The organism is Saccharopolyspora sp. NPDC050389 (genome assembly GCF_040655595.1).
In the GTDB taxonomy this organism is placed as follows: Bacteria; Actinomycetota; Actinomycetes; order Mycobacteriales; family Pseudonocardiaceae; genus Saccharopolyspora.
Window position 1 is genome coordinate 1 of record NZ_JBFAKG010000016.1, and the last position, 9977, is coordinate 9977.

Consider the following 9977-nt stretch of genomic DNA (forward strand, 5'->3'; position numbering starts at 1 on the left):
GGTGAATTGGCATTCATGATGTCGGGGATCCCACAGCGAGAAGGCCTCTGAGGTTCCGCCACCCGCACCGCTATGCAGGACGAGTTTGGAAACAGTCTCTGTAGCAGCACAAAGTGCACACGGGCGTGTCACGAGGCGCGCGGCAGCGCGAGCCAGTCCTGCCAGGTGATGTCGCGGCCCAGATAACGGGGCTGCTGGAAGGGCCAGTCGGCGGCGATCCACTGCGGAACCAGCGCGTCAAACGCGCGCTCCACGTCGCCGCCGGCGAGGTCGTCCACGACCCACCAGGCGACCTCGCCGTCGGAGCCGGCGCGCTCGGGCGGATCGATGTAGACGCAGCCGAGGATCGCCGTCTCCTCCTCGTCCAGCAGCGCGTAGTTGAACGACTGGTGCGCGGCTATCTCCTTCTCGTGCCGCAGCAAGTCGGCGCGGTTCTCTTCATAGGTCATCGTCTCCCTGGGCCATGACCAGGCCGGACCGAAGATCTCCCACAAGCGCTCCCGGGAGCCCGTCACGGCGGGGTAGTCGAGCGCGGCGTCCGCCTCCCGGATCGGCCGCAGGTGAAGCGCGGTGTTGGGCACGGGCACGTGGACGGGGTGGACGAAGTCGTCGGGCAGCCAGCTCATAAGGGCCGAGGCTACCGCCGCTCGGCGCGGGAGCGCAGGCGCTTGCGGGGGCCCGTGAGTACTTTGTGCTGCTATGGCAGCACAAAGTACTCACGGGCGTTCACCTGGCCAAACACCCGTTCAACGCAAGGATCAGGACTTGCCGTTGAGGGTTGGCTCCGGTTCCGGGCGGTAGCGGTACTCGGCTTCGCCGTTCACCACCGGGCCGCCCGGAGTTTCCACGTCCCAGACGTCCTGATCCGCCGGCGATTCCGCGGGCCTGGTGCGCCGGGCCGCGCGGTCGGCGCCGACATCCGCAGGCTCGTGCGCCGCGACCACCGCAGGCCGGTTGCGCAGCGCGGCCGGCACCTGGGCACCGAGCTCCGCCTGCACGTCGACTTCCGGTGTGGTCCTGGCTTCCAGGACCGGCGCGGTGCTCAGCGGCAGGTCGACCGCGAACTCCGATGTCGGCTGCTGCTGCAGCTTCTTCTCGCGTTCGCGCTTTCGCTGGGCTCGGCGTTCGGTGAACGTCTTCAACGGTCCGGTCCGATGCGGGTTGCTCAGCACCGGTGGCGGAACGTCGCTCCTGCCGGAGTGGCGGTCCGGCGACTCCTCCTTGCTGCCCGGGCGAGTTCGCCGCTGCTCGCCGCCGAGCACCGAAGGCGCCGCGTTCGGCGGCGGGAGGAACGCTTCGGGCACCTCCGCCCGCGAACCCATTGCAGGCCGGCCTTCGGGCCGGGAACCGGGCGAGCCCGGTGCACCCGGAGGCGCCGCGTTCTGCCCCGCCGGCGGCCGGATAGTGCCGGCCTCGGGGTCGGAAGGCGTTGCCATGCCGTGGTTTCCGAGGCGCGGGCCGCCGAGAATCTTGCCCTGCTGCTGCTTCGGCGGTTGCGCCCCCGAGCCGCCCGGTGGCGGTGGAGTCATCGTTCCCGGCGGCGTGCCGGTGCCCGGTGCGGCCGGCGCGCCGACTCCCGGCACGCCCGTGTTGCCGCCGATCGTGCCGGGCAGCCTGCCGGGTGCGGCATCGCCCGGCGCCGTCACGCCAGGCGTGCCGGGCGTCGGCGTGCCAACCGGCGCACCTGGCGACGGGGCGCCGATGCCGGGCCCGGTGCCCGGCACGCCCGGCGGGGCCAGCCCAGGCGGCGCGATGCCGTCAGGCGCTCCACCGCCGCCGGGAAGCGACGGCGGGGATCCTGGCGCCGGGCCGCCCGGGGTTTTGCCGGGAGGCGCGGTGCCGCCCGGCATTCCAGGTGCTGGGCCGGGCGGGAGTGTTCCGCCTGGTGGCTGGCCGGGAGGTGCCGTGCCCGGCGGTGTTCCGGGTGCTCGGCCGGGCGGCGCTTCGCCTGGTGCACCGTTCGGCGGCGCTGTGCCTCGGGGCGCTCCGGGGCCTTGGACAGGTGGCGCCGATCCCTTCGGTGCGCCGGGTGGCGCTGCAGCGGGCGGTGGTGCGCCGACAGGCGCGCCAGGACCGTCACCTGGAGGCGCCATTCCGTTCGGTGCTCCGTCGGGCGGCGCCATGCCACCCGGTGCGCCGGGAGCCCCGTCGGGAGGCGCCATGCCGCCGGGCGCTCCGGGCGGGCCGCCCGGAGCTGCGGGGAGCTTCGGCGGCGTGATGCCGAGCGCGCCCGGGTGCTGGATCGCGTTCAGCGGGTCGACCTTCATCGCCCGCCCAAGCGCCAGCTTGGTGATGTACGGGGCGTAGCTGTCGGCCGTCCGGCTGGCCAGCTCCCGGGCCTTCTGGTTGTACTTCTCGTGCGACTCCTGCTTCGCCTCATCCCACGCGCCGCTGCTGTAGCCCTCCACCGACACCTGCTCGCGGAAGCTGGTGTCGACGTCGCGCAGGTCCTGCTTGTACTCCGTCCACAGCGCGCGCATGTCCTCCTGCGCTTCGCGCATTGCCGCGGCGAGCCCGTGCAGCCCGCTCGCCGTGCGGGTCGCCGCGTTCTCCCAGACCGCCAGGTACGCCAGGGTTTGGCCGACCTTGCTCAGGAACGCGTCCTTGGCCGCCGGGGAGTCCCACTCCGCCTTCAGGGCATCGGTCTGGGTGCGCACCTGGGTCTGCACGTTCGACAGCATCGTCGCCACGTTGGCGAACTGGTCGCCGCGCTCGTCGGCGGTGCCGGGCTGTTCGCCCATGATCTGCCGGCGGATCTCCGCGATCGTCGTGCCCTGCGCGGCCTTCGAATCCGGGCCCGGCGTGTAGTCCTTGCCGGTGTTGGTCTGGCCGCTGTAGTAGAGCTCGTCCGGGCCGATGGGCCCGGCGCCGCCGCCGGTCGAGTAGTTCTCCAGCGAGTCGTAGTTGTAGCCGTAGTAGTCGTCAGCGGGTCCGGCCATCCGAATCACATCCCCCCGGCCATCCGGCGGTTTTCCTTCATGTTGCGGCGCGCCTCGTCGGCCCAGTCCTCCGGCGTGACCTTCTTCGGCTGCCGGCCGACGTAGCGCTCGTCGCTGCGCTTGCCGTCTTCTTCCGTGTAGTAGTACCGGGATTCGGTGCCGTCCTTGTACTTCTTGGTGACCTTGTGCTCTTCGGCGACGGTCGCCTCTTTGCCGGCGTTCTTGGTGCGGACGGTGGTGACCTCGTCCCGACCACCGGCGATGGGATTGCTCTTGACGGTCCGGCTGGTGGTGCTGACGACCTTGCCCTTGTCGTCGTAGGTCTTGGTGATCATCGCGCCGCTCGGCTTGGACGTCGAGCTGTAGGTCTCGGTGCCGTTCTTGCCGTAGCCGGTCTCGGTGATGCCGTTCTCGGTCTGCACCACGCTGCGGGTGCTGCCGTCCTTGGACTTGTACATGTAGACGACGCCGCCGGAGAAGTGGTGCGTGCCGGTCAGCTCCTCGCCCTCGCCCTTGCCGAGGCCCTTGGGCTGGTCGGCCATGTTGTCGGCGATCGTCTCCTTGAGGTACGGAGGCGCGCCGGGCGGGCGTTCCGCGCCGGGTTCGTTGAACGCCCACTCGACGCCGGAGAGCCGCACGCCGTTGGCGGCGTCGGTGTCCTCGTACAGGTCGGCGCAGATGTGCGCCACCGACGAGATCGCCAGGTGGTTCTGCCGGATGTCCTGCAGGAACCGCATCATCTCCTGGGCGTTGCGGGCCGTCAGCTGGTCCGCCTGCGAGCCTTCCGGGAAGCCGCCGGTGCTGATGGAGATGTCGTCGCCGCCGCCGTTGATCCCCATGGCGCCGCCCATGGTGTCGGACTGCAGGTTCTTGCCGATGGTCGCGACGTTCGTGCCGTAACCGCGCAGCGAACTGGGGTCGGCTTTGAGGTTTTCGCCGCTGGTGGGCCAGCTTGGTCCGCTTCCGCGGCCGTCCGGATCTGGAACCGCCATGTCGTCCCCTTCGTCGCGCGCGGGGCGGAGAACCCCGCTCTCCTCAACAAACCACCCGGTGTCAACCCCCGCCCGGAAAACGCCAGGCGGGCGCAATTTCACGAGAATTTGGCGTTCACCCGGGTGACGGTCAATTTCTCGTGAAATTGGCACCACCTGCGCAAACGCCGGGCGGCGGTCACGGAGTGCCATGGGCGCCGTCACCCGGCGTTGGCGCAATTTCTCGCGAAATTGCGCCCTCTCCGGGTGAACGCGGCTTCGCCGATCAGTGCTCCGGTGGGAGGTTGGCGAATTGGACGAGTTCCTGGCCGCGGGCGCGGGTGACCAGCCAACCGCGGCCCGGCGGCAGCGGTTCCGGCTTGAGCTTGCCGAACACCGGGCCTTCCTCCGGATTGCCGGACATCAGGACGCCCGGCGAGGCGAGGTCGCGGACGCGGGAGATCACCGGGTCGAACACCGCCCGGGCCACGCCGCCGACCCGGCGCGTCAGCACCAGGTGCAGGCCGATGTCGCGGCCCTGCGTCATGAAGTCCAGCAGCTTCGTGAACGGGTTGTCGTGCGGGTTCGGCGCCACCAGGTCGTAGTCGTCGATCAGCATGAACAGCTCCGGGCCCTGCCACCAGCTGCGGGTGCGCAGCTGCTCGGGCGTGATGTCGGGGCCGGGCAGGCGTTTCTGCATCGCCTGGATGGTCAGCTGCACCATTTCCTTGGTGCCGTTGGCCGCGCTGGCGTAGCCGACCAGGTACTCGTCGGGCACCACGCCGAGCAGGCTGCGGCGGAAGTCGACGACCGCGATCTGCGCCTGCTCCGGGCTGTAGCGGGTCATGATGCTGCGCGCCAGCGACCGCAGGAACGTGCTCTTGCCGGACTCCACGTCGCCGAAGAGCATCAGGTGCGGTTCCACCTCGAAGTTCAGGTGCACCGGCTGCAGATCGGCCTCGGAGATGCCGACCGCGATGCCGCGCGGCGAGGCGATCTCGGCCTCGGGCAGCGCCGCGTAGGGCAGCTCGGCGGGCAGCAGCCGGACGCCGGAAGCCCGCCGGCCGGGCCACGCCTCGTTGACCGAGTCGACGAAGTGCCGCACCCCGGCGGAGAGTTCTTCGGCGGTGGACCTGTCGTCGACCCGCGGCACCGCCGCCAGGAACTGCCCGGCGTCGGGCGAGAGCCCGCGCCCCGGCGACTGCTCGGGAACGCTTGCCGCTTCCCGCCTGCCGAGCATGGAATCCACCGCGTCGCCCAGCTTCAGCTCGATGCGGCTGCCGAACACGTCGCGCATGTTCATCCGCAGGTCCATCCACCGGTTGCAGCTGCCGATGACGTGGATGCCGTACGCCAGGCCCCGGTTCACCAGCTGCGTGACGGCGGGCTCCAGGTTCTCGAAGTCGCTGCGCAGCGTCATCCAGCCGTCCACAACCAGGAACAGGTCGCCGAAGCGGTCCTCCGGGAACCGGCCCTCGCGCAGCAGCCGCCGGTAGGTGCCCATGCCGTCGATGCCGTGCTCGGCGAACCGGGCCTCGCGTTCGGCCAGCAGCGCGAGGGCCTCGGCGATGCTGCGGCGCACCTGGTTGGTCTCGCGCCGCGTCGCGACGCTGCCGATGTGCGCCAGGTCGCGCATGCCGGTGAGCCCGCCGCCGCCGAAGTCCAGGCAGACGAACTGCACCTCGTCCGGCGTGTGGGTGAGCGCGAGGCTGCCCATGATGCCGCGGATCACGGTGCTCTTGCCGCTGTGCGGGCCGCCGACGACCACCACGTTGCCGCCCGCGCCCGCGAGGTCCAGCCAGCACAGGTCGCGGCGCTGGTCGAAGGGCCGGTCGATGACGCCGGCCGCGGCGCGCAGCTTGCCGCGCAGCTCCTCCTTACCGGTGGTCAGGCCGCGCTCGGGATCGGTGACCAGCGGTCCGAGCAGCTGGTCCAGGGTGGGCGGTTCGTCCAGCGGCGGCAGCCAGACCTGGTGCGCCGCCTTGCCCTGCCCCTCCAGGCGATCCACCAGCACGTCGAGCAGGGTGTCGCCGACCTGCTCGGTCTCGGTGGTCTCCGCAGGCAGCTCCTCGGTGACGCGGGGGCGCAGGTAGCGGGTGGAGTAGTCCTGCACCGGGTCGATCTGCCGGCCCTCGCCGTCGGTGCGCCTGGCCACGCCGCGCTGGTGCAGGCCGGAGACGTAGGCGGCCTTGAACCGCAGCAGTTCCTCTGTGCCGGAGCGCAGGAAGCCGTTGCCGGGCGAGCGCGGCAGCTCGTAGGCGTCGGGCGCGCCGAGCACGACGCGGCTTTCCATCGCCGAGAAGGTGCGCAGGCCGACCCGGTAGGACAGGTGCGAGTCCAGGCCGCGCAGCTTGCCTTCCTCCAGGCGCTGCGAGGCCAGCAGCAGGTGCACGCCCAGCGAGCGGCCGACGCGTCCGATCTGGACGAACATGTCGATGAAGTCCGGCCGGGCGGTGAGCAGTTCGGAGAACTCGTCGACGATGACCAGCAGCGACGGCAGCGGCTCCAGCGGCGCCCCGGCGGTGCGGGCCCGCTCGTAGTCGCGCTGGGAGGCGTAGTCGCCGGCCTTGCGCAGCAGCTCCTGCCGCCGCATCAGCTCGCCCTGGATCGCGTCGAGCATCCGGTCCACGAGGTGCAGCTCGTCGGCGAGGTTGGTGATCACCGCGCTGGTGTGCGGTAGCCGGTCGAGTTTGGTGAACGTCGCGCCGCCCTTGAAGTCGACCAGCACGAAGTTGAGGATTTCCGAGTCGTGGGTGACCGCGAGCGCCAGCACCAGCGTGCGCAGCAGCTCCGACTTGCCGGAACCGGTGGCGCCCACCAGCAGGCCGTGCGGGCCCATGCCGTCCTGGGCGGATTCCTTGAGGTCCAGCTCCATCGGGCGGCCGTCGGCGGTGATGCCGATCGGCACCCGCAGCTTGTCCCGGTTGGACCGGGCCGTCCAGTTCTTCGCCGGCTCGAACTCGTACGGGTCGCCCAGCCCCAGCAGGTCGGTGAGTTCCAGCGAGCCGGACAGCGGCTGGTCGCCGCTGGACAGCGCGGAAAGCCGCATCGGCGCGAGGGATCGCACCAGGCCCTGCATGCCTTCGAGGTCGAACGAGTCGGCGCGGCCGACGGATCCGGTGCCGTCCATGGTGCGGCTGGTCAGCCTGCCGTCCGCGGCGATGTCGAGGACCAGCGTGGTGGCGTCCAGCACCCGCGGCGGGTCGGTGGCCAGGTTGATCAGGGTGACGCCTTCGACGCCGCCCTCGATCATCAGGTGTTCGGAGCCGGAGGTGTCGCCGCCGTCGAGGAAGACCACCAGGTGCGCGGCGCCTTCGATCGGCATCGAACCCGGGTTGAAGCGGGGCCGGTTGGCGAGCACGTCGTCGAGCATCGCCTCCAGCGCGGTGACGCTCGGCGCCACCAGCCGGATCTGGCCGACCGCGTCGGTCTTGGTCGGGTGCAGCGCGTGCGGCAGCCACTTCGCCCAGTCCCACGCGTCGCGCTCGCCGGGGGCGATGCAGAACCCGGTGAGCACGTTGCTGGGCGCGTGGAAGGTGCCCAGCTGCGCGACCACCGCGCGGGCGAACGCGCGCTTGGCCTCGCGGTCGCCGGTGACGTAGATCTGGGAGAAACCGCGCAACGCCACCGCGACCGGCAGGTCGGGCACCGTCGAGTAGGTGGTGACGAACTTCCGCAGCGCCATCGCGCACAGCGGTTCGAGCTCGTCGACCGGCCGGGTTTCCGGCGGCACCAGGCGGGTCGCCAGCTCCTGCGGGCCCAGCCCCATCCGGACGACCGTGTAATCCCAGTCGTTCGGGCGGCGCTCCCACAATCGGGCGCTGTGCGCAGTGGACCACAGCTGGTCGGGATTGGGATGCCGGTAGAACATCGCCTGCCGCTGGCGTTCGACCGTTTCGCGCACCTGCGCGCGCAACTGGCTCAACCGCCGCATGTACCGGCGGCGCTCGGCGATCATCTCCTGCTTGCTGGCGCCCTGGCCGACCTGGCTCATCACCTGGAAACCGATCATGCCGAGCATCGCCGCGCCGTAGAGCCCGCCCGCGACGTACATCAGCGGCCCCGAGCGGCCGGCCCCGATCAGCAGCGCCATGCCCGCCATGCCGGCCATCATCGGCAGCACCATCAGCACCCGCGTCCAGTTCCGGCCGGGCGGCGGCGGATTCTCCGGCGGCGGGTCGAGCACCAGCTCGCCGGAGGGCAGGTCCGGTGCGGGCCGCCGCAACGGCCGCCGGACGATGATCGTTCCCAAAACCGAGACCTCCAGATCGCCTGCGGCGCGGGCATGATCTCGCCATCCCGCTGCCGCGATCCGAATTGCTACGCTGCTCCGACGTTCCGCTGGGTCACCTCGCCAACGGCGGCCCCAGCGTGGTGCGTTTGGACATACATTAGACGGAGATCCCGGACCGCCGCGGCGTCCGAGGTTACGTTATCGACACCGCCGAGCAGATCATTGATGAGACACTCCTAGCGATTTCCGAGTTCACGCCTCTCCCGGAGGAGCGCCATGTCGTCCACATTGGGCACCACTCTGGCGAAAGTCACGATATCCACGCCGAAGCGCGGAATCGATGTCGCGCTGCCCGAGGATGTCACAGTCGCGGAGCTGCTGCCCTATATCCTGCGCCACGCCGGGGACGACGCGGCGGATGCCGGTGAGCGGCACGGTGGTTGGGCGTTGCGCCGCCCGACCGGAGAACGGCTGGATCCGCGGCAAACACTGGGTGCGCAGGAAATTCGCGACGGCGAAGTGCTCCATTTGGTTCCCGGTCAGTCCGAATGGCCGGAAATCGAATACGACGATCTGGTGGAAACAATTGCCAGCGGCGCTAGGCGAAATGGACGAAGCTGGGGCCGGGCGGCGACCCGGCGGTGCGGTTTGGTCGTCGCCGGTTCGCTGTTGCTCGGCGGCACTCTGATCACGTTGCTGTTCCAGGGGCCTTGGCTGGCTCCGGGGCTGGTCATGCTGGCCGCCGCGGTGGTGCTGACCGTGCTCGGCATCGTCGTCGCGCGTGCGGTTCCGGACGCGCGAGCTGGTGCGCTGTTCGCCGGATGTGGCCTGCCGTATGCCTTTTTGGGCGGTTTGCTGATCACGGCGCCCGCGCACGTCGGGCTGTTGCAGTTCGGCAGCGCGCAGCTGCTGGTCGGCACGGTGTCGTTGCTGGTGTTCGGCATCTCCGGTTACGTCGGTGTCGCCGCCGAAGCCCGCGTGTTCGTGGCCGCGATCGCGATCGGGCTGCTCGGCACGCTGGGCGCCGCGCTCGGCGGCTGGCTCGGCGCGGACGCGGCGGCGGCAGTGGTGCTGACCGCGGGAATCGCTTTGCTGCCGGGATATCCGCTGCTGGCGATCCGGCTCGGGCGGCTGCCGGTGCCGGAACTCCCGCAGCGCGCGGCCGACATGCTCGCCGACAAGCCCGCCGCGCCGACCTCGACGGTGTTCGCCGCGGCGCGCCGCACTGACGAGATCCTCACCGGCCTCCTGCTGGGCCTGGCCGTCACGGCGGCGTTCTGCGTGCCGCCGCTGCTCGCACACGGCGGCGCTGCGCGCCTGACCATGCTCGCGCTGGCCGCAGCTGCGCTGCTGCTGCGGTCGCGGCTGTTCCCGATCCCGCGCCAGCGAATTCCGCTGCTGGTGGCCGGATTGCTGGTGGCGGCCGGATTCGCCGGGCGGCTCATCGCAGGTTTCGAAAGCGCCCTGGGCCTCGCACTTTCCCTGCTGGCGCTGGTTGTTGTCGCGCTGCTGGTCGCGGCGGCGGGCGTGGTGTACGCGCGGCGGAACCCGTCGCCGCACCTCGGCCGAATCGCGGACTGGACCGACGTCCTGGCTATCCTGGCGCTGATTCCCTACGCGGCATACATCACCGGCTTCTTCACCTACGTCCAAAGCCTCATGGCTTCTATCGGTTGAGGCGGTGGTCGTCTTGTTCGGCGGAACCTCAGAGGTGGTCCCGCATCTGGAGCGGCGTTCCTGCAGGTACGGGGCCGTGAGTCTTTTGGGGGGGGTAATCGACCCAGAACAGCAGAGGGCCCAGAGGCACGCGGGCGCCGCATGCGCGTACCGCGG

At 70.6% G+C, this 9977-nt stretch carries 5 protein-coding genes; 1 reads left to right on the top strand and 4 read right to left on the bottom strand.

Annotated features, from left to right (window positions below):
• Positions 1-128: 128 nt before the first annotated feature.
• The 4 genes from AB0I53_RS12725 to eccCa all read right to left on the bottom strand — a co-directional run bounded on the left by AB0I53_RS12725 (position 129) and on the right by eccCa (position 8162).
• Positions 129-626: a GNAT family N-acetyltransferase gene (locus AB0I53_RS12725; protein ID WP_358600836.1), complete on the bottom strand. Its 498-nt coding sequence runs from the start codon at positions 624-626 to the stop codon at positions 129-131.
• 132 nt (positions 627-758) lie between these two features.
• Positions 759-2939, bottom strand: coding sequence for a hypothetical protein (locus AB0I53_RS12730; protein ID WP_358600839.1), 2181 nt, complete (start codon positions 2937-2939; stop codon positions 759-761).
• 5 nt (positions 2940-2944) lie between these two features.
• Complete coding sequence (locus AB0I53_RS12735; RefSeq protein ID WP_358600841.1) at positions 2945-3931, bottom strand: hypothetical protein; 987 nt, start codon at positions 3929-3931, stop codon at positions 2945-2947.
• A gap of 265 nt (positions 3932-4196) precedes the next feature.
• On the bottom strand, positions 4197-8162 hold the full coding sequence (eccCa, locus tag AB0I53_RS12740; protein ID WP_358600844.1) for a type VII secretion protein EccCa: 3966 nt from the start codon (positions 8160-8162) through the stop codon (positions 4197-4199).
• Positions 8163-8420: 258 nt separating this feature from the next.
• Between eccCa and eccD the strand changes: the two genes are divergently transcribed.
• The gene (gene eccD / locus AB0I53_RS12745) at positions 8421-9821 is read left to right on the top strand and encodes a type VII secretion integral membrane protein EccD (RefSeq protein WP_358600847.1); all 1401 of its coding nucleotides are present in this window, start codon (positions 8421-8423) and stop codon (positions 9819-9821) included.
• Positions 9822-9977: the final 156 nt, after the last annotated feature.

Coding starts and splice junctions, on each gene's coding strand:
- AB0I53_RS12725 (WP_358600836.1), bottom strand. CDS start 626: ATGAGCTGGCTGCCCGACGACTTCGTCCACCCCGTCCACGTGCCCGTG.
- AB0I53_RS12730 (WP_358600839.1), bottom strand. CDS start 2,939: ATGGCCGGACCCGCTGACGACTACTACGGCTACAACTACGACTCGCTG.
- AB0I53_RS12735 (WP_358600841.1), bottom strand. CDS start 3,931: ATGGCGGTTCCAGATCCGGACGGCCGCGGAAGCGGACCAAGCTGGCCC.
- eccD (WP_358600847.1), top strand. CDS start 8,421: ATGTCGTCCACATTGGGCACCACTCTGGCGAAAGTCACGATATCCACG.